Genomic DNA, 17464 nt, shown 5'->3' on the forward strand with positions numbered 1-17464 from the left:
ATCAATTCGGCCGGCGCCGGCAGATGAACAGCAGATAGAGCAGCACGGGCAGGCCGAGCGCCGCCCATGAGACGGCGTCCCACCAGCCGTCGCCGACCAGCGCGCTGATCAACCCCACCGTGCTCACGATCGCGATGACGAGCGGGGCGGCGAAAATCTGGGTCAATGAGCGACGTGCGACCATGCTGATGTCACGACGTGAGCGCGGGTTTGTCGATCGCGGCGGCGTTGGCGATGGCGCGTTCCTGGCTCACGCCCGCCCTGCGCCGGCGCATCCACAGATACACGCCGGTCACCAGGATGAAGATGGTCAGGATGTCGAGCAGCGCCCAGACGATCTTGAGCGGCATGCCGCCATAGTCGCCGAAATGCAGCGGCTGCGAGATGTACAGCGTCGACATGTACCAAGGCATGTCGCGGCTGTCGGTCAGCGTCCCGGCTTCCGCGTCGATCAGTGCGGGCTTCAAGAGCCGCGAGGTCAGCGGCGTATCGCCGTGCAGGAACACCGCGTAATGGCTCTTGCTGCTGAACAGCGTTCCCGGGAAAGCGACGAAGCTCGGCGTCATGCCTGGCACCGCGTGCCTCGCCACCTCAACCGCAGCATTCAGCGAGGTCAGCTTCGATGCCACCGGGCGGTCCTTGTACTGTGCGGTCATCTCGGCGAGCTGGCCGAACTGCCACATCTTGAGCACGAGGTCGGCCCAGGTGTTGATGACGCCGGTGAAGCCGACCACCAGCGTCCACGCCACCAGCAGGATGCCGGCGAGATTGTGCACGTCGAGCCAGCGCACGACGCGGGTCCGCTGCGCACGGTAGGCGCCGAACCGCAGCTTCCGCATCGACGGCGCGTAGACGACGATGCCGGAGATGATCGCGACGCAGAACAGGATCCCCATCAAGCCGAGGAACAGCTTGCCGGGCAGCCCTGCGAACATGTCGGTGTGCAGCTTCAGCATGATGTAGGTGAAGCGGCCGGTCACATCGGGGGAATCGAGATAGGTGCCGGTATGGGTATCCATCCGGATCAGCAGGTTGTTGACGGGATTGGCATCGATCGTCGGGCCGACGCTGACCCATATCGTGCCGGGCTCGTCGCGATCCCAGATCAGGAAGTGCGGCACCTTGCCCGGCGCCTGCGCCAGCGCGTTGGCCAGCAGATGATCCAGATCGGCGGGCGCCGTGCCGGCCGGCGCTTCGGCCGGCTTGACCGAACTGTGCAGGAGATCGTCGATCTCGTCGTGGAAGATCAGCGGCAGGCCGGTGATGCACAACAGCAGCATGAACAAGGTGCAGATCAGGCTGGTCCATTTGTGGACGGCGCCCCACCGCCGCAGGGATTTGGTCGTCGCAGTCAACGTCGCTACCTAATTCCAGAGTCTCCATTGTTGCCGTCACTAACACGATGAAGGATGCGCGCGGCCGCGTGACGATTAGAACTCGTCCAGTGTTGGACATATCGTTGGCCGTGTTGCGAACTCGCAACGAGCGCGTCAGCGAACTGCGACGAAGCGTCTCGTCTTTTGGCGCAGCTCTTAGGATGGTTCTAAACTGAATCATCGGCGGCGCCACAGGGCGCCGCCGATGTCGAAACAGCCTCAGAGATCGATGACGCGCTCCGGATCGGCGGCTGCGAGCGCTGCCGCCCGCTCGGCGCGCGGCGGATAGATCCAGACGGTGTTGATCTCCCGCTTGGTCTTCTTGGCGACGTCGCCGACCAGCTCGACCTTGCGTTCCCAGCCGCGGGTGAACAGCGCGCCGGCCTCGCCGAGGTCGAGGCAGGTGACGTAGACCTTCTGGTGATACGGCCGGGTCGGGACGCCGAGCAGCTCGGCGGCGGCGTTGTTGCCAGCAAAGGCGCCCATCCGCGTCGCGTGCTGGCACGACATCAGCGCATAGTTGCCGACGTCGTCACATGCGGCCCGCGCCGCATCGCCGGTGGCGAACACCCCTGCAACCGACGGCACGCGCAGATCGCGGTCGACCAGCAGCCGACCCAAATTGTCGCGCTCGGCCGGGATCTGTTGGGTCAGCGGCGCGGCCCGAAGGCCGGCCGACCACACCACGGTCGCGGCCTCGATATGCTCGCCATTGGAGAGCGTGACGCCGGACTTGCTGATCTCGGCGACGCCGGCGCCGAACCGGCCCTCGACGCCGAGCTTGCGCATCGCATCCTCGATGACCGGGCGTGCATCCGCACTCATGTCATGCGCGATCGCAGCGCCGCGATCGACGATGATGACGCGGGGCCTCGCGTCCTTGCCGAGGATGTCCCGCAAGCGCGCCGGCATCTCCGTCGCCGCCTCGATGCCGGTGAAGCCGCCGCCGGCAACCACCACGGTGTCGCGCGCCACTGATGCCGGCTGCCTGGCGAGGCCATGCAGATGCTGGTCGAGCGCGACCGCGTCCTCGAGACTGTCGACGCTGAAGGCATGTTCGGCAAGGCCGGGCACGTTCGGACGAAACAGCCGGCTGCCGGTCGCCACCACCAGCCGATCGTAGGGCAGCGTCTTGTGCGCATCCCTGGCGGTGACGATCTGCACGGTGCGCGCCGCGGTGTCGATCGCCTCGGCGCTGCCCTGCACATAGACGACGTCGATCGCGTTGAAGATGTCGAGCAGCGGCGCGGTCAGCGTTTCCGGCTTAGGCTCGTAGAGCCGCGGGCGGACCACGAGGGTCGGCTGCGGCGCGACCAGCGCGATCTCGAACTCCTCGGGCGAGACGCCCTGGATGTCGCGCAGGCGGGCTGCAGAGAGTGCGGCATACATGCCGGCAAAGCCGGCGCCGATGATGACCAGTCGCATGTAGTATCTCCTTTGGGTTGGCAGTCTCTGATGTCTGCGCGTCGCCGCGCTGATGGGTCTTGCGGCGATCACGACGCGAACGGGTGAAGCAAATGCTGCGATCGCCTATCGGCGCTCGGCGCAGCCCGATACGAACGGCGTCCGCACGGCCGTCTCGCAAGCTGGACGACACGCACGGGAGGCGAGCGAGCCGCCGCGGCGAAAGGCGATCGGTTGGACCGCGGCCGCGAGCCAGTCCCCGTCGACGATCGGGGCGCTGTCGTTGATCATGACCGATGTGATGGGATTGGCACCCTGAAACGCCTGTGCCGAAGCATCCGCGTCCGCACTCGTTGTCGACGTAAAGCGAACGGTCAGCGTCAGCCCGTACATGAGCGCAGTCGCCACAATCCGCCGTCGGCGCGTGATTGCAAGAGAACTGCCGAAATCCTTCCAAACCATCGCTTGTCTCCGTTGTTGGCATGAGCGCCACGGTGATCTAGCGAATGGGGGTTGTGAGCGCCCCAGAGCGATTGCCTGACCTGAAGAGCGATTGCGGCTACCGCAGCCGCCGCCGCCAATCGCTCGGGGTTTCGCCGGTCAGCTTGCGGAACGCGGCGGCAAATGCGGTCTGCGAGCCGTAGCCGAGCGCCGCGGCGACCGAGACGACGGATGCATCGGTGTCGCGCAGCATGTTCATGGCCTGCTCGAGCCGGTGCTGGCGCAACCAGGCATGCGGCGAGAGCCCGGTGCTTTCCTTGAAGGCACGGCAGAAGTGAAAGCGCGATAGGCCGACATCTGTTGCCAATGCTGCGAGCGAGACGTCGGCCTCGCTGTCCGAGCGCAACCGCTCGATGGCACGGCGCAGCGCCTGCGGCGCCAGCCCGCCACCAACCGGTCGGACCGGTGCCGGCGCGCCGGTGTGCGCCGCCAGCAGCCGCGTGGCCAGAAGATCCGTCAGTTGCTGCCTGAACAGTGCATCGAGGGCCTCGTTGCCCTGCAGCACATCCGCCGCACTCAACAGCAATCGGGACGTAATAGGGTCCGGATGCGCCGTCCGCTCCAGCAGATCAGTCGATGGGGCGTCGGCTTCATCGGCGACGCGCGCGAGCGTCGTGCGGGGAAGATAGAGCTGAACGACGTCGACGGGTTTCGGAATATCCCATCGGGAGCTTGATCCCTCGGGAATGATGATCAAGACCCCGGGACGAAACGTGCCGACTGCGACCGACCGTCCCGACCGGCGCTCCATGCGCTGCATCGTACCGTTATAGGCCATGATCACGTGGTGGCTCATCGGCTCGACGACGTCGTGCAGCGGCTCGTGTTTCCAGTGGGCGATCCCGCCGCCGGCGGCATCCAAAGCCATGCGAAACGGAGTGGTGCCGAGCACGCGCGCCATCTCCACATCCGCGGCACGGTGCTCGGTACTCGGCTGGTTGACCTGACGCGCCTCGGACGATGGCGACAAACTCTCTGGGGCATCACGCAACAACGGCTTGGTCATGATATCGGGCTCGTTTTCGGAGCAGGAAACGTTCGATCGAAGCGACTGCCACGTCCGTTAAACGGCCGATATCGTGCCCGAGGATAGGTTGCCTGTACCGAGGGCTAGGTCGACTGGACCGCGCACGCCGAAGGAATGCCGCGCATACGCCGGAATGCGTCGCCGCTTCAGCAACTTAGGGTGACATCGACGCATCGCGGTCATCACGCTGTCGTGGATCCGCATAACTCGGACAAATGCTATCCGCGTATTGCATGGATCAACTCGGACTGCTATGGTCCGCGTTATGGCACACGTCACCGTGAGCGTCGAATACGGCATCCATTGCCTGCTGTGGCTGGTCGGCTCCGGCGACAAGCCGTTGAGCAGCCGTGACCTCGCCGAGTTACAGGGCATTTCGCCGAGCTTCGTCGCCAAGATATTTCCGAAGCTGGAGAAGGCCGGCATCGTGAAAGCATCCGAAGGCGCCAGAGGCGGATATGTGCTTGCGAAGGCGCCGAAGCAGATCAGCTTCCTGGACATCGTCGATGCCATCGAGGGCGATAAGCCGCTGTTCGATTGCCAGGATGTCCGGTTGCGATGTCAGTTGTTCGGCGCAAAGCCGCCGACATGGGCCGCGAAGGGAACGTGCGCGGTTCACGCCGTAATGCTTCGCGCGGAGAAGGCCATGCGCGACGCCCTGGCCGAACAAACCCTCGCCGACGTTGCGCAGCGTTTCGGGCGGGTCGCACCGGCAGCGTTCTTCGGGGACGTCCAGGACTGGATCAGCGACCGCGTCAAGGATCGGCCCCGAAGATCCGACCCGACCGACGATCCGAACAAGTCGCCGAAGCGACGACCGCGCAGGTCGAAGCGGGAGGGCGGCCCATGACAGGCACGTCGCGTTTCGCTGAGGACTTCGGCTTCGCCCTGTCGGGCTGCGGTGTCGGATTGCTGCTGGCTGGGTCAACGCTTGGGCTGAACGGCCTCTGGGCTGCCGTCGCGGCGTGCTGCTGTCTTCTCGTCGGCATCGGCGGCATCTGCTCCGGACGCCGGCGGGCGATGCGCGCAGGCAAGGCCGAGCAGGCCCTGCGCATCATCGAAAGCATGCCGGCGCTCGCATGGTCGACCGATGCCCGCGGCAAGTTTCTCTATATGAGCCGCCGCATCAGGACCCTCACGGGGCTTTCCAAAAAGGAGCTGTCGCCGCTTGGGCGCGACACGTTCGGCGTGAGAAACGTCGTTCATCCCGATGACTATGATCGGCTCCTGGCGGCATGGCAGCACAGCCTCGCGACCGGCGATTACTATGATCTGGAGCATCGCATTGCGCTTGCGGACGGCGTCTATCGCTGGTTCCGCAATTTCGCATCGGCGGAACGCGATCAAGACGGGCGGATCGCCGCCTGGTACGGCACCACCATCGATGTCGACGACGAGAAGCAGGCCGAAGCAGCTCTGCTCGAACGCGAACAACAACTTTCCCGACTGGTCGATTCCGTACCCGGCCTGATCTGGAGCCTGGCTCCGGATGGCGAACCCACTTACTTCAACAAGCAAATGGTGCAATTCACCGGGCTGTCGATCGACCAACTGGACAATCTCGACACAGGACGGCTCGCCGCGACAGTCGAGACCATCGTGCATCCCGATGACGCGGCCGTCGTCACCGACGCAGTTCGCAGCGCGATCGCGACGGGCGAGCCGTTCTCGTTGAAGCATCGGCTTCGTCGTTCGGACGGCGTGCATCGCTGGGTGGAGGCACGCGCTACGCCGATGCGCAATGCTGAAGGCGTCGTGGTGCAGTGGTACGGTGTCTGTCTTGATATCGAAGATCAAGTCCAGGCGCAGGATGAGCTGCGGCGAACCCGGGACACCCTGGGACGCGCAAGCCAGGCGGCCAGCCTGGCGGAGCTCTCCGCTTCGATCGCCCACGAGGTCAATCAGCCCCTCGCCGCCATCGTCGCCAATTCGCACGCATGCCAACGGTGGCTGGCCGCGGATGTGCCGAATGTCGAGCGCGCGCAAGTGATCGTTACGCGCATCATTCGCGACGCCAATGCAGCCGCGAATGTGGTCAGCCGCATTCGCGCGCTGTTCAAACAATCGACGCAAGAGAAGAGACGCGCGACGCTCGGCGAAATCATCGCGGAAGCGCGTGATCTGATGATCGACGCCGCACGGCAGAGCGGCGTCAGCGTCGCGATGCAGATCGAGGCCGGCCTGCCCGCCGTCGTCTGCGACCGGATCCAGATCCAGCAAGTTTTGATCAATCTCATACGCAATGCGATCGAGGCCATGGAGGGTCTCGGAGACGCCAAGTCGCTTGCCATCCGCGCGCGCAGATCCGGCGGCAGCGTGCGGATCGAGATCAGCGATCGCGGTCCCGGGGTGCAATCGCCGGACCGGATATTCGAGGCGTTCGTCACGACGAAGACGGACGGCATGGGAATGGGGCTCGCAATCTGCCGCTCCATTGTCGAAACCCATGGCGGCCGGCTGTGGACGAAGACCGGCCCGGCCGGCGAGACAACGTTCACGTTCACGCTGCCGGCGGAGGCCGACGAGGCCGTGGCAGTGTGATGACCGAGCATCGAACGTCGATTGTCGCCGTCGTTGGTGGCGCCCCAAAGATGCTGGAGCGGATGCTGGAGCACTGTTCGAATCGGGGAACTGGCGCGTGGCGCGAGTTCGATGAGGAGGGAAATATGACACATGAACTCGAGACGTCGCAGAACCCCGCTTCGGGTTGGATGCGGCCAAAGGATGAGGCCGAGCAGCCTCTTGTCATCATCGTGGACGACGATCCGGCGGTTCGCGAAGCCGTGCAGGAACTGATGTTGTCGGCCGGTATGGAGTGCGCCTGCTTTGCCTCGCCGCAAGAACTGTTCGCGGCAAGCGTATGGGAGAGGCCCGCATGCCTGATTCTCGACGTTCGGATGCCGGGATCGAGCGGTCTCGATCTGCAGCTTCATCTCACAGCAAGCGGCAGGCGCAAGCCGATCGTGTTCCTGACCGGCCACGGCGACATCCCGATGACGGTGCAGGCCATGAAGGCCGGCGCCATCGACTTTCTGACCAAGCCGGTGCGCGACCAAACCTTGCTGGATGCGGTGACGGCCGGGATCAGGAAGGATCTCGCGCAACGTGCCGATGAGAGAATCGTCGAACGCAATGTCCGACGGCTGGAATCGCTTTCTCCGCGCGAACGCCGGGTCCTCTACGAGGTTGCGCGCGGCCGTGCGAACAAGCAGATCGCCTTCGATCTCGGCATCAGTGAAGTGACTGTCAAGCTGCACCGCGCCAACGTGATGCGCAAGATGCAGGCGAGCTCGATCGGCGATCTCGTTCGCACTTGGGAATCCCTGCCGGCCCCCATGCGCGAGACCTGCGCGGCCTAGCTGGGATCGGGTCCGCGTTCAGCCGGCTGCCGTGGCTTGAACGGCGTGCTTGGCGCGCCATTTGGGGCCCGGCCCGCGCATGTAGTGGAGCTCGGGGCGGTAGGGATCGCGAATTCGCGCGATCAGATTCCGCCAGCCGGTCGCGATCGCATTCAGGCTGCGGCAGAGGGCCGGCAATGACGGCATGGCTGCCTCTCAGTGCGCTTTGCCGAGAACGAATGCGAAGGGCAGGATGACAATCTCCTCGCCGTCCTCGTCGCTGACATGCACGGCCCAATCGCGCCAATCTTCCAGACTGACCGTCGCGACCAGCGAGCGCATCATGCTGGTCGCCGCCTCGCAGGCCTCGGTGAGGCTGGCGACCGAGGTGCCACGGCGATCCATCAATACGCCGCGCGTATTCGAGCAATGGAAATAGACCTGAGTCATGTGCGTATCTCCAGGCGAGCAGGCTCGCCCTTACATGACGAAGCTTTACGCAACTGGGACGCGGCCCTCCGTGACGCGCCTCACACAGGCGAAAGGCGACCCGGCTGGCCGCCTCACCAAATCGCGATTTGACAGTTTTTCTATTCTTGTCAAAATCGTCAAATGGGACCGAAAACCCGCATCCTCGATGCCACCATGCTGGTATTCCGCCGGCACGGCTTTCGCCGTTCCTCGATCGAGCAGGTCGCCGAGGCGGCCGGCCTGACGCGGCAGGCGCTCTATCATCATTTCGAATCCAAGGAAGCTCTGTTCCGCGCCGTGATCGAGCGCATCCATGAATCCGCGATCGCAGCCGAGGAGACCGCCGTTACAGATGCCGAGACGGCAGGCGGCAATCTCGGCGACATCCTCGCCGCGGGCATGACCGCGCGGATGTCGACCATGATCGGATCGCTCGACGGCTCGCCGCATCTCGAGGAATTGTATTCCGAGCACCTCGTGCACGCCCGCGACCTCTACCAGACCTATGCGGCGCGTTATGCGGAGCGCATGGTCGCGACCATCGCGCGGGTCGTGCGCCAGCAGCAGCTTGCGCTACCGCAGGACCTGTCGCCGGCCGAATTCGCGCGCCTGGTCGAAATGTCGATCTACGCCGCGAAGTCGCAGTACCCGGCGATGCAGCCGGCCGACGCGTTCCTGAAAGACATGGCGATCATGGTGCGGACGCTCTGCGCGGGCGCCAAGCCGAAATCGGAGCCGAAATCCGAGAAGTCGCCCATCAAGAAGGCGGCGCCCCCAAAGAAGCCGACACGCAGGACAACTGGAGGACAGTCATGACCACGACGACCGTCAACGGCCGCGTCGAATCCCTGCCCGATGATCCCGACGCGCTCCTGATCGACATCGTGCGCGACCAGCTCAAGCTCACCGGCACCAAGCTCGTGTGCGGCGCCGGCGTCTGCGGCGCCTGCACGGTGCTGGTCGACGGCGCGCCGGTCGCAAGCTGCCTGATGCCGGCGCAGGCCGCTGCCGGCAAGGCAGTGACGACGGTGGAGGGCATCGGCGCAGCTCAGCTGCATCCGGTGCAGAAGGCGTTCATGGCGCACGATGCCCTGCAATGCGGCTTCTGCACGCCGGGCTTCATCGTGGAAGCGACCGCGTTCTGCGACCAATGGCGCGCGACCAGGGGAACGGCCGTACCCTCGCGCGAGGAGATCGGCGCGGCGCTGTCGGGCCATCTCTGCCGCTGTGGCGCCTATGACGGGATCTTCCGCGCGGTGGCGGACGCCTGCGCCGGCCGCTTCGACGGCGACAATGTCGCAGCGCCCCGCATCGAAGCGCGCGACAAGGTGACGGGCGCGGCGAAATACACCGTCGACATCAACCATGACGGCCAGCTCGAAGGCCTGATCCTGCGCTCGCGCGAGGCGCATGCCCGCATCACCGCGCTCGACCTTGCGCCGGCGCGCGCGCTTGCCGGCGTCATCGCGGTGTCGCTGCTCGGCGACGACAAGATCGTGCGCTATGTCGGCGAGCCGATCGCGGCGGTCGCAGCAAAGGACCGCAAGTCGGCGCTGGCCGCGCTCGCCGCCGTCAAGCTGAGCTACGAAAAGCTGCCCGCGGTCGTCGGGCTCGACGCCGGACGCAAGGACGGCGCGCCAGTGGTGTTCGACAAAGCGAGCCGCAAGCGGGCCGGCAACGTCTCGGAAGCGGCCGGCGGGCCGGCGCCATGGAAGCAGAACATCCGCGGCCCGACCGCGGTGTTCTCGACCCGCGCCAAGAAGGCTCGCAGCTGGGTCGACGAGGCACGCCAGGCGAGCAACAAGCTGCTCGTCGAAGCAACGTTCCGCACCGCCACGCAGCAGCATGCCTGCCTCGAGCCGCACGCCGCGGTGGCGCGCTTCGACGGCGATCGGCTCACGCTGCACGCCTCGACCCAGCAGGTGTTTCACCTGAAGGAGCAGATCGCCAAGCGCTACAAGCTCGATCACGACAAGGTCCGCGTGATCGCCGATCACGTCGGCGGCGGCTTCGGATCGAAGGCGAGCTTGGGTACCGAGACCATCGCCGCCATCGAGCTGGCGCGCGAGGCGAAGGCGCCGGTGCGCGTCGCCTATGATCGGCAGGAAGAGCTCTCCGTCGCCGGCTACCGGCCGGCCGCCGAGTTGAAGGTCGCGCTGCTGCCCTCCGAGCAGGGCGGCCTGAAGGCACTCTCGGTCACCGCGCATGCCGATACGGGAGCGGCGACCAACTCGACGATCGCGGGCCTGGCGCGGCTGATCTATCCGGCTGAGGCGAAGGAGCTGTCGGATTTCGACGTCATCAGCAATCTGCCGCCCGGCGCCGCCTTCCGCGGCCCCGGCGGACCGCCGATGGCGTTCGCGGTCGAGCAATCGATCGACGAGGCCGCGCTGCGGCTCAACGTCGATCCGATCGCCCTGCGCAAGCGCTGGGATCCCGACCCCAACCGCCAGCGGCTCTACGACTGGGCGTCCGGGCTCGACATCTGGCGTAATCGCAAGCCACAGCAAAATGGACGCTATCGCCGCGGCATCGGCGTTGCCACCGGCTACTGGCTCTATCTCTGGCAGCCCAACGTGAAGGTCGAGGTCGCGGTCAAGGGCGGCCGCATCGTCGCCAGCACCGCGACGCAGGATATCGGCACCGGCACCCGCAGCGTGCTGGCCGACACGATCGCGCGCGAGTTCGATCTCGAGCCCAGTGATATCGATGTGCGGATCGGCGATTCATCGCTGCCTGAAGGACCCGGCTCCGGTGGCAGCCGCGTCACCGCCTCGGTGATGCCGCCGACCTTGCAGGCGGTCCGGAAGCTGAAGGCTCAAATCCTCGAACAGGCGACACGAAAGCCTGCGCCCGGCTCGAACGCGCCGTGGCGCGAGCTGATCGCGCGCTCGCCCGACATCGCGGTGGTGGAGACGCGCGGCGAGGACGGCAAGAACACCGCGCCCGGCATTCGCTCGCCGCTGCGCGAAGTCGGCCTGATCGGCATGGTGTTCGGCTGGATGATGCGCCGCTTCTCCAACATCGCTGTCGGCGCCGGCGTGCCGAGCTCGGTGCAGGTGATCGAGGTCGAGGTCGACACCTGGCTCGGCCATGTCCGCGTGCTCAACGTCCATACCGGCATCGCGGTCGGCAAGATCGCTTCTCCCGCGCTGGCGCGCAGCCAGGCCTGCGGCGCGGTGATCCAGGGCCTCGGCTACGCGCTCTACGAGGCGCGTGAGCTCGATCCGAAGACCGGCGACGTCCTCACCGCGGGGATGGAGGACTATCGTATCCCGGGGATCGCCGACACGCCGGAGATCGATGTCCACTTCGACGAAGCCGGCTTCGACCACGTGCTCGGCAACAGCGTCGGCATCGGCGAGGCATCGACGGTGCCGACCTCGGCTGCCGTCGCCAACGCGATCCACAATGCGATCGGCGTCCGCCTCACCGAGATTCCGATCCGGCCCGACCGCATCGTCGCTGCGCTGAAAGGGAGGGACGCCGCATGAGCGCCGCAACTGCACTGGCAATGTCCGCACCCGAATTCCGTGCCGCCGGCACCGACCTGTCGGAGCGTCGCCGCAGCGGCCTGTCGTGTGGAGAGGTCATCGATCTCGCCGCCAGTCCCGATACGATCGGAATTGCGTGGGGCGCCGACGGCGCGGCGCGGATCGGCGCCCTGACCGCGATCGCTGCGATCGCATCCGACGCGCGGCTCGCCCAGGCCTATCCCGGCATTGCTGCGGCCGCTCAGGGCCTCGCCACACCGCAGATCCGGCACATGGCGACACTCGGCGGCAATCTCGCGCAGCGCTCGCGCTGCTGGTACTTCCGCAATCCGCAGATCGCCTGTCTCAAGAAAGGCGGCTCCGACTGTCCGGCACGGACCGGCAACCATCTCTATCACGTCGCGTTCGATCTCGGTCCTTGCGTGGCGCCGCATCCGTCGACGATGGCGATGGCGCTGCTCGCCTATGATGCGAAGGTCACCACGGACCGGCGCAGCGGATTGTCGATCACCGACCTGCTCGGCGACGGCAGCAACGGCGCGGCCGACAATCTGCTCGCACCGGGCGAACGGATCGAGCGGATCGAGCTCCCTGCCCCGCTGGCCGGCGAGCGCGCGCTCTACAAGCGCGCCATCAGCCGCTCCTATGCGGAATGGCCGCTGGTCGAGATCTGCGTACGGGCCGTGATATCAGGCGGCACGTTTCAGCAGGTCCACATCACGGCGGGCGGTATTGCTCCGGTCCCGCTGCGTCTCAAAGCAAGTGAGGCGGCACTACAGGGGAAACCGGCCGATGCGGCGACCATCGCGCAAGCCGCTGCGCTGGCAACAGCGGGAGCCAAGCCGCTCCCGATGACGGGTTATAAGCTCGAGCTGCTGACAGGCCTGGTGCGCGACGTGGTCGAGCGGATCGCGACGTAGCGCGTGAGGAAGTTAGGTCGAAGAGCGACGGCGCTGCGCTCCCTCGCCCCGTTCTTACGGGGAGAGGGTTGGGGTGAGGGGCTGTCTCCGCGTAAACGCTGATAGTTGCATGTACGGAGACTCCCCCTCACCCGGAACGCATCTGACGATGCGTTCCGACCTCTCCCCGCAAGCGGGGCGAGGTGAAGCGGAGGGCGCGCAAGCTCACCGCGCCCGGGTCAGCGCCAGCCAGATGCCGCCGCCGATCATGAAGCCGCCTGAGATGCGCGACATCAGCCGCGTCCGCTCCTTGGAGAAGAACTTGCGGGCGCGGCCGGCCGCCAGCGCGTAGGCAGCATCGGTCAGCACCGCGGTCGCCATGAAGGTGACGCCGAGCAGCGCCACCTGCGGCAAATGGGGCTTGTCCATGTCCATGAACTGCGGAATGAAGGCGCCGAAGAACACCAGCACCTTCGGGTTAGAGAGCAGCACCAGAAAGCCCTGCAGGAAAAACCCGCCGCGCGGCGGCGGCGGCTTGTCGTCGGTGCCGACGCCCTCGACCGGCGAGCGGATCAGCTTGATGCCAAGCCAGACCAGATAGGCGGCGCCGGCAAAGCGCACCCAGTTGAACCAATAGCCCATGGTGGCCATCAGCGAGGTCAGGCCGACCGCGACGATGCCGATCACGATCGCTAGCCCGACCTGCGCACCCAACACGTTGGTGAGCGCCGCACGGGTGCCGTAGCGCAGCCCGTTGGCGATCACCATCGTGACGATCGGACCGGGCAGCAGCGCCAGCGCGATGCAGGCGGCGACAAAGGCGAAATAGGCTTGCAGGGACATGGGGGCTCACTGACGGTGAGGATGAATTATGCACGTCCGACGGGCGAAGAGGAAGCGGTTCCTGCTCATGTCTGTCATACCCCGCGAAAGCGGGTATCCAGTACGCCGCGGCCTATCGGCTGAGCATCAGCATCTGGAATACTGGGTCACCCGCTTTCGCAGGTGGCGACACCATTTTTCACACACGGGAGAGGCGCTCCTCAACGGCCCTCCAAGGCGGCCGTCATCCAATTCCTGATCTCCTGCGATCCCAGAAAAGCCAGCGTCGCCCGTTGCACGCGTGCGGCATCGCCCCTGCCCTGCGCCGCGACCGCCATCAGATCGCAGCGGTGCGAGACCGCGATGCCGATAGCAGTGCGGCTTCCGTCGAGGCGATAGGCCCTGATCCGTCCGTGCATGTCGGCGACATCAACAACGTCGCCTGCCCGCAGCGGCACGAAGCGCGGGCTGATCATGTCGACGTCGGCGACGCGGTCGACCTCGTCGTCATCGGCGACCCCGCTGTCGCAATTGCAGAAGCCGAGCTTCGGCCTGAGATAGACCTCGACCTCAGCGCCGCACTCCACGGTGCCACAGCGAAAGGCGCGGCCGGCGGGCCAGCCGTCGCGCGGGAACGGCCAGGCTATTTCACGCCATGCAGCGGCTCGCGGCGGCGCCATCTCGTAGCCGGCCACCTCCGAGAGGCCGCCGAGCGCCAGGAACATCGCTGCTATGACCGGCCACAAGCGCATCATGAAATTCTCACGGCAGACCGGCGGCCGCGCGCGCTGCGTCGGTCAGTTCGAGAATGTGCAGGCCGGTATTGGCGCGGTCGACCGCGTAGATGTAGCCGCGTTCGTCGGTCTCGACATTGTTGGTCTGGATCGCGACCTTGCAGCGGTCCTTGCCGTCGATGGTGACGCAGCGCTTGTCGGTCGCCGCCGTGATGGAAGGAATGAAGTACCCGACCTCCCTGGGGTGATAGGGATCGCGGATATCGAGCGCGCGGACGCCGGCATTGAAGAAGGCGATGAAGGCCAGCTTCTTGTAATAGACCGGCGCCATGCTCTCGTTCGACGAATGCGAGCCGAACCGGCCGCCGCGCTCGCAGAACGCGCCGGAGACTTCCGGCACGGTGTAGCTCGAGATCATCATCGGTCGCGCTTCGGTGGTGACGTCGGCGAACCACACCATCTGCCGCGCCTCGCCGCATTCATTCTGGATCGCCTCGTCGACGATCATCACGATGTCCCGCGTCCTGCCGTCCTTGTCACGGGCGAATTCCGCGATCGGCATATCAGGCATCGGAAACACCGTGTGCGCGCCGTTCATCGCCGATAGCGGCATCCGCGCGATCTCCGGGAATGTCAGATTGTCCGGCGTCGGCTCCTTCGGTCCGTTCAGCAGCTTGTCGCGGTCGACGATCTGCAGGAAGCCGCCCTTGTTGGTGCCGTAGCCGAAGTAGACGCGGTTGCCTTTCGGCCCGGTCGAGATCGGCCCGTGCAGTTCGGTCGGCACCGCGCCGGTCGCGCCCGGCTCCTGCCCGGGCAATCCGAAGTCCCTGATCTTCACCGGATGCGCAGGATCTGAGAGATCATAGATCTGCGTCATGCGACGCGTCCGCCAGTCCGGCGCGCCCGACACCAGATAGGCGATGCCGGTGCTGCATTCCCAGAAATTCTTGTGCGTGTCCTTCAACCCGCCGATCCGGGTGATGAGCACAGGATTGGCGGGATCGGCCACGTCCCAGATCTCATGCGCCTCGCTACCGAAGGTGCGCAGCATGTAGACCGCGTTGCGATCGCCCTTCGGCAGATCCTTGCCGTCGCAGATCCGCACCATCTGCGCGCCGCCGGCTTCATATCTGCCCTCCTGGCCTGGGATGTGCCGGAGATACTTTGGATGCGCTGGATCGGTGACATCGACGATCGAGGTGCCGTTCGGTTCAGGCTTGCCGGTCATCGGATTGACCGGATCGGGAATGTCGTCGGTGCCGCCGTGGTGGCCGATATACGCGATCCAGCTGTTATCCTGATGATGAATGGTCGGCTGATAGGCGCTGCGCGCCTGCAGATCGTTGGTTCCAACCAACTTCATGTTGGAGGCTTCCGGCGGGTCGCCGATCTTCTGCTGAGCGCTCGCAGCATTCGCGAGCAGGACAACAAGAAACGTGCAGCAAACTGCCGTAACGCGACCACCCATGCGCACCACCCGAGTTCCCTGCCAATCTGCGTCGGCTGTGCGGAAGGCTAGCACGGCCTTTCCGGTGCCAAAACACACGCTCTTGACATGCAACCATTTGGTTGCCTATTATCCAACCCATGGATGAAGTCTTCAAAGCCCTCGCGGATGCCTCACGGCGGACGCTGCTTGACCGGCTTCACGATCAGAACGGGCAGACGCTCGGCGAGCTCTGCGACGGGCTCGACATGACGCGTCAGGCCGTCACCAAGCACCTTGGGATTCTCGAGGAGGCCAACCTCGTCACCACGATCAAGCATGGCCGCGAGAAGCTGCACTATCTCAACCCGGTTCCGATCCATCAGATCGGCGAACGGTGGATCAGGAAGTTCGAGCGCGGGAAACTCGCCGCGCTCAGCGAATTGAAAAGACAATTGGAGAAGCGTGATGAGTAAACCCGACTACATCTACGTCACCTATATCGAGACCACGGCCGAGAAGCTGTGGCATGCGCTGACATCAAGCGAATTCACCGAACGCTTCTGGTTCGGCTATCGCGCCACCTCCGATTGGAAGGTCGGCTCGCCCCACCATCTCAGCAAGGACGGCCGCCGCGCCGTGCAGGGCGAAGTGCTGATCGCCGATCCGCCCAAGAGGCTCGCTTACAGCTGGGACGTCGTGAAGGAAGGCGTCGAGCGCGAGCAGGTCTCGCGCGTGACTTTCGACATCGAACCGCACGGCGGGGTCGTCAAGCTGACCATGACCCACGACAACCTCGGCCCGAAGACGCTGCGCGACGTCTCCGGCGGCTGGCCGATGGTCCTTGCAAGCCTGAAGAGCTTCCTGGAGACCGGGCGCGAACTGCCGGCCGAACTGCTCACAAGCGGCGCCAGGGAGCCCTACCATGCCTAAGCCCGAATTCGTCTACGTCACCTACATCGAGACCACGCCGGAGAAGCTCTGGGATGCACTGACATCAAGCGCATTCACGCGGCAATACTGGTTCGACACCGAGCTGCAATCGGACTGGAAGGTCGGCTCGCCGCTCGCGCTGGTGATGAGCGGCAAGACCACCGACACCGGCGAGATCCTCGAGGCCGACCGGCCGCGGCGCCTCGCCTACACCTTCAAGCACGAGGCCGATCCCGAACTGCGCAAGGAGCCGACGACCAAAGTCGTGTTCACGCTCGAGCCGTTCGGCAAGATCGTGAAGCTGACCGTGACCCATGAGGGTTTTGGCGTCGGCAGCAAGCTGCTCGACGGCATTTCCAGGGGCTGGCCTGCGATCCTGTCCGGCCTCAAGAGCCTGCTCGAGACCGGCAAGGTGGTCGCGATCCCGCCTGCCGCGCTCGGGATCGAAGGCTTCGAATGACAATGAAGATCTATCGAAGGACACGTGCGGACATGAACATCGAGACATTCAAGCCGGCCATCGTCTACGCGATCTACATCGCCGCGACGCCCGAGCAGGTGTGGCAGGCACTCACGAACGCCGAGTTGAGCCGGAAATACTTTTCCGGCAATGCGGTCGAGGTCGATCTTCGGGTCGGCGGCGCCTACATCGTGCGCACGCCCGACGGCGCACTGCACATCTCCGGCGAGGTGATCGCATGCGATCCCTTGAAGCGGCTGACCGTCACCTTCAACGTCAACTGGCCGCAGCTGGTCGAAAAGCTCGGGCCGACGCTCGTTACCTGGGAGATCGAGCCGGCCGGCGACGGCGTGAAGCTGACCTTGCTGCAATCGCATGACCGCCCGATCAGCGACGACATCCTGTCCGGCGGCCGCGCCGGCTGGCCGGCGATCCTCTCCAGCCTGAAGAGCATGCTGGAGACCGGCAAGGCCATGGTGATCCCGATGCAGCCGCCAGCGCGCATGCTGGCGGCGCTGAAGGAATTGGGGATACCGATGCCGTCGTAAAGTCTGCGCCACATACTCCGCTGTCGTCCCT

The 17464-nt window shown here is 65.3% G+C and carries 20 protein-coding genes; 10 read left to right on the forward strand and 10 right to left on the reverse strand.

The annotated features are described in order from the left end of the window. Position 1 precedes the first annotated feature (1 nt). The 5 genes from QDT69_RS19385 to QDT69_RS19405 all read right to left on the reverse strand — a co-directional run bounded on the left by QDT69_RS19385 (position 2) and on the right by QDT69_RS19405 (position 4287). A complete protein-coding gene (locus QDT69_RS19385; RefSeq protein ID WP_279708076.1) occupies positions 2 to 184 on the reverse strand; it encodes a hypothetical protein in 183 nt (60 codons plus the stop codon). A 7-nt stretch (positions 185 to 191) separates the two neighbouring features. Further along, complete coding sequence (locus tag QDT69_RS19390) at positions 192 to 1280, reverse strand: PepSY-associated TM helix domain-containing protein (RefSeq protein WP_279708226.1); 1089 nt, start codon at positions 1278 to 1280, stop codon at positions 192 to 194. Between the two features lie 315 nt (positions 1281 to 1595). Continuing rightward, entirely contained in the window at positions 1596 to 2801 is a 1206-nt protein-coding gene (locus QDT69_RS19395) for an NAD(P)/FAD-dependent oxidoreductase (RefSeq protein WP_279708077.1), read from the reverse strand. A gap of 105 nt (positions 2802 to 2906) precedes the next feature. Beyond that, the gene (locus QDT69_RS19400) at positions 2907 to 3242 is read right to left on the reverse strand and encodes a hypothetical protein (protein ID WP_074127970.1); all 336 of its coding nucleotides are present in this window, start codon (positions 3240 to 3242) and stop codon (positions 2907 to 2909) included. Positions 3243 to 3339: 97 nt separating this feature from the next. Beyond that, complete coding sequence (locus QDT69_RS19405) at positions 3340 to 4287, reverse strand: AraC family transcriptional regulator (protein WP_279708078.1); 948 nt, start codon at positions 4285 to 4287, stop codon at positions 3340 to 3342. Between the two features lie 286 nt (positions 4288 to 4573). Between QDT69_RS19405 and QDT69_RS19410 the strand changes: the two genes are divergently transcribed. The 3 genes from QDT69_RS19410 (at position 4574) to QDT69_RS19420 (ending at position 7667) form a co-directional block, all read left to right on the forward strand. Continuing rightward, a complete protein-coding gene (locus QDT69_RS19410) occupies positions 4574 to 5158 on the forward strand; it encodes an Rrf2 family transcriptional regulator (protein ID WP_279708079.1) in 585 nt (194 codons plus the stop codon). Further along, complete coding sequence (locus tag QDT69_RS19415; RefSeq protein ID WP_279708080.1) at positions 5155 to 6849, forward strand: PAS domain-containing sensor histidine kinase; 1695 nt, start codon at positions 5155 to 5157, stop codon at positions 6847 to 6849. Before QDT69_RS19410 ends, QDT69_RS19415 begins: the two co-directional genes overlap by 4 nt. A gap of 125 nt (positions 6850 to 6974) precedes the next feature. Continuing rightward, positions 6975 to 7667: a response regulator transcription factor gene (locus QDT69_RS19420; RefSeq protein ID WP_347952051.1), complete on the forward strand. Its 693-nt coding sequence runs from the start codon at positions 6975 to 6977 to the stop codon at positions 7665 to 7667. Positions 7668 to 7685: 18 nt separating this feature from the next. Here the strand turns inward: QDT69_RS19420 and QDT69_RS19425 are convergent, their stop codons facing one another. Both QDT69_RS19425 and QDT69_RS19430 read right to left on the reverse strand, forming a co-directional pair. Continuing rightward, positions 7686 to 7853, reverse strand: coding sequence for a hypothetical protein (locus QDT69_RS19425; protein WP_279708081.1), 168 nt, complete (start codon positions 7851 to 7853; stop codon positions 7686 to 7688). Between the two features lie 9 nt (positions 7854 to 7862). After that, positions 7863 to 8096, reverse strand: coding sequence for a hypothetical protein (locus QDT69_RS19430; RefSeq protein WP_279708082.1), 234 nt, complete (start codon positions 8094 to 8096; stop codon positions 7863 to 7865). A gap of 162 nt (positions 8097 to 8258) precedes the next feature. Between QDT69_RS19430 and QDT69_RS19435 the strand changes: the two genes are divergently transcribed. The 3 genes from QDT69_RS19435 to QDT69_RS19445 are packed head-to-tail and all read left to right on the forward strand — an operon-like array spanning position 8259 to position 12531. Beyond that, entirely contained in the window at positions 8259 to 8933 is a 675-nt protein-coding gene (locus QDT69_RS19435) for a helix-turn-helix domain containing protein (protein ID WP_279708083.1), read from the forward strand. Beyond that, positions 8930 to 11611, forward strand: coding sequence for a molybdopterin cofactor-binding domain-containing protein (locus QDT69_RS19440; RefSeq protein WP_279708084.1), 2682 nt, complete (start codon positions 8930 to 8932; stop codon positions 11609 to 11611). The genes QDT69_RS19435 and QDT69_RS19440 overlap by 4 nt, the downstream gene beginning before the upstream one ends. Continuing rightward, positions 11608 to 12531, forward strand: a complete 924-nt coding sequence (locus QDT69_RS19445; RefSeq protein ID WP_279708085.1) for an FAD binding domain-containing protein — start codon at positions 11608 to 11610, stop codon at positions 12529 to 12531. Before QDT69_RS19440 ends, QDT69_RS19445 begins: the two co-directional genes overlap by 4 nt. Before the next feature lie 204 nt (positions 12532 to 12735). On the opposite strand, the gene QDT69_RS19450 is transcribed toward QDT69_RS19445, so the two are convergent. The 3 genes from QDT69_RS19450 to QDT69_RS19460 all read right to left on the reverse strand — a co-directional run bounded on the left by QDT69_RS19450 (position 12736) and on the right by QDT69_RS19460 (position 15534). After that, positions 12736 to 13353, reverse strand: a complete 618-nt coding sequence (locus tag QDT69_RS19450; RefSeq protein ID WP_050426284.1) for a LysE family translocator — start codon at positions 13351 to 13353, stop codon at positions 12736 to 12738. Positions 13354 to 13553: 200 nt separating this feature from the next. Further along, a complete protein-coding gene (locus QDT69_RS19455; RefSeq protein WP_279708086.1) occupies positions 13554 to 14087 on the reverse strand; it encodes a hypothetical protein in 534 nt (177 codons plus the stop codon). Between the two features lie 7 nt (positions 14088 to 14094). Further along, positions 14095 to 15534, reverse strand: coding sequence for a hypothetical protein (locus tag QDT69_RS19460; protein ID WP_347952049.1), 1440 nt, complete (start codon positions 15532 to 15534; stop codon positions 14095 to 14097). A gap of 119 nt (positions 15535 to 15653) precedes the next feature. On the opposite strand from QDT69_RS19460, the gene QDT69_RS19465 reads away from it, so the two are divergent. The 4 genes from QDT69_RS19465 to QDT69_RS19480 are packed head-to-tail and all read left to right on the forward strand — an operon-like array spanning position 15654 to position 17433. After that, positions 15654 to 15968, forward strand: coding sequence for a metalloregulator ArsR/SmtB family transcription factor (locus QDT69_RS19465; RefSeq protein WP_024581051.1), 315 nt, complete (start codon positions 15654 to 15656; stop codon positions 15966 to 15968). Then, positions 15961 to 16425: an SRPBCC family protein gene (locus tag QDT69_RS19470; protein WP_279708088.1), complete on the forward strand. Its 465-nt coding sequence runs from the start codon at positions 15961 to 15963 to the stop codon at positions 16423 to 16425. The genes QDT69_RS19465 and QDT69_RS19470 overlap by 8 nt, the downstream gene beginning before the upstream one ends. Beyond that, positions 16418 to 16885 carry an SRPBCC family protein gene (locus QDT69_RS19475; protein WP_279708089.1) on the forward strand — a complete coding sequence of 156 codons (468 nt, stop codon included), beginning with the start codon at positions 16418 to 16420 and terminating at the stop codon, positions 16883 to 16885. Before QDT69_RS19470 ends, QDT69_RS19475 begins: the two co-directional genes overlap by 8 nt. A gap of 32 nt (positions 16886 to 16917) precedes the next feature. Continuing rightward, positions 16918 to 17433 (forward strand): SRPBCC family protein, encoded by a 516-nt coding sequence (locus tag QDT69_RS19480; protein WP_279708090.1) that lies wholly within the window; start codon positions 16918 to 16920, stop codon positions 17431 to 17433. The last annotated feature ends 31 nt before the right edge of the window (positions 17434 to 17464 follow it).

Source organism: Bradyrhizobium sp. CER78 (genome assembly GCF_029846235.1).
Classification (GTDB): Bacteria; Pseudomonadota; Alphaproteobacteria; order Rhizobiales; family Xanthobacteraceae; genus Bradyrhizobium.

Coding starts and splice junctions, on each gene's coding strand:
- QDT69_RS19400 (WP_074127970.1), bottom strand. CDS start 3,242: ATGGTTTGGAAGGATTTCGGCAGTTCTCTTGCAATCACGCGCCGACGG.
- QDT69_RS19475 (WP_279708089.1), top strand. CDS start 16,418: ATGCCTAAGCCCGAATTCGTCTACGTCACCTACATCGAGACCACGCCG.
- QDT69_RS19415 (WP_279708080.1), top strand. CDS start 5,155: ATGACAGGCACGTCGCGTTTCGCTGAGGACTTCGGCTTCGCCCTGTCG.
- QDT69_RS19460 (WP_347952049.1), bottom strand. CDS start 15,534: ATGGGTGGTCGCGTTACGGCAGTTTGCTGCACGTTTCTTGTTGTCCTG.
- QDT69_RS19480 (WP_279708090.1), top strand. CDS start 16,918: ATGAACATCGAGACATTCAAGCCGGCCATCGTCTACGCGATCTACATC.
- QDT69_RS19385 (WP_279708076.1), bottom strand. CDS start 184: ATGGTCGCACGTCGCTCATTGACCCAGATTTTCGCCGCCCCGCTCGTC.
- QDT69_RS19470 (WP_279708088.1), top strand. CDS start 15,961: ATGAGTAAACCCGACTACATCTACGTCACCTATATCGAGACCACGGCC.
- QDT69_RS19435 (WP_279708083.1), top strand. CDS start 8,259: ATGGGACCGAAAACCCGCATCCTCGATGCCACCATGCTGGTATTCCGC.
- QDT69_RS19450 (WP_050426284.1), bottom strand. CDS start 13,353: ATGTCCCTGCAAGCCTATTTCGCCTTTGTCGCCGCCTGCATCGCGCTG.
- QDT69_RS19440 (WP_279708084.1), top strand. CDS start 8,930: ATGACCACGACGACCGTCAACGGCCGCGTCGAATCCCTGCCCGATGAT.
- QDT69_RS19410 (WP_279708079.1), top strand. CDS start 4,574: ATGGCACACGTCACCGTGAGCGTCGAATACGGCATCCATTGCCTGCTG.
- QDT69_RS19430 (WP_279708082.1), bottom strand. CDS start 8,096: ATGACTCAGGTCTATTTCCATTGCTCGAATACGCGCGGCGTATTGATG.
- QDT69_RS19390 (WP_279708226.1), bottom strand. CDS start 1,280: ATGCTGCTGTTGTGCATCACCGGCCTGCCGCTGATCTTCCACGACGAG.
- QDT69_RS19395 (WP_279708077.1), bottom strand. CDS start 2,801: ATGCGACTGGTCATCATCGGCGCCGGCTTTGCCGGCATGTATGCCGCA.
- QDT69_RS19420 (WP_347952051.1), top strand. CDS start 6,975: ATGACACATGAACTCGAGACGTCGCAGAACCCCGCTTCGGGTTGGATG.
- QDT69_RS19405 (WP_279708078.1), bottom strand. CDS start 4,287: ATGACCAAGCCGTTGTTGCGTGATGCCCCAGAGAGTTTGTCGCCATCG.
- QDT69_RS19425 (WP_279708081.1), bottom strand. CDS start 7,853: ATGCCGTCATTGCCGGCCCTCTGCCGCAGCCTGAATGCGATCGCGACC.
- QDT69_RS19445 (WP_279708085.1), top strand. CDS start 11,608: ATGAGCGCCGCAACTGCACTGGCAATGTCCGCACCCGAATTCCGTGCC.
- QDT69_RS19455 (WP_279708086.1), bottom strand. CDS start 14,087: ATGATGCGCTTGTGGCCGGTCATAGCAGCGATGTTCCTGGCGCTCGGC.
- QDT69_RS19465 (WP_024581051.1), top strand. CDS start 15,654: ATGGATGAAGTCTTCAAAGCCCTCGCGGATGCCTCACGGCGGACGCTG.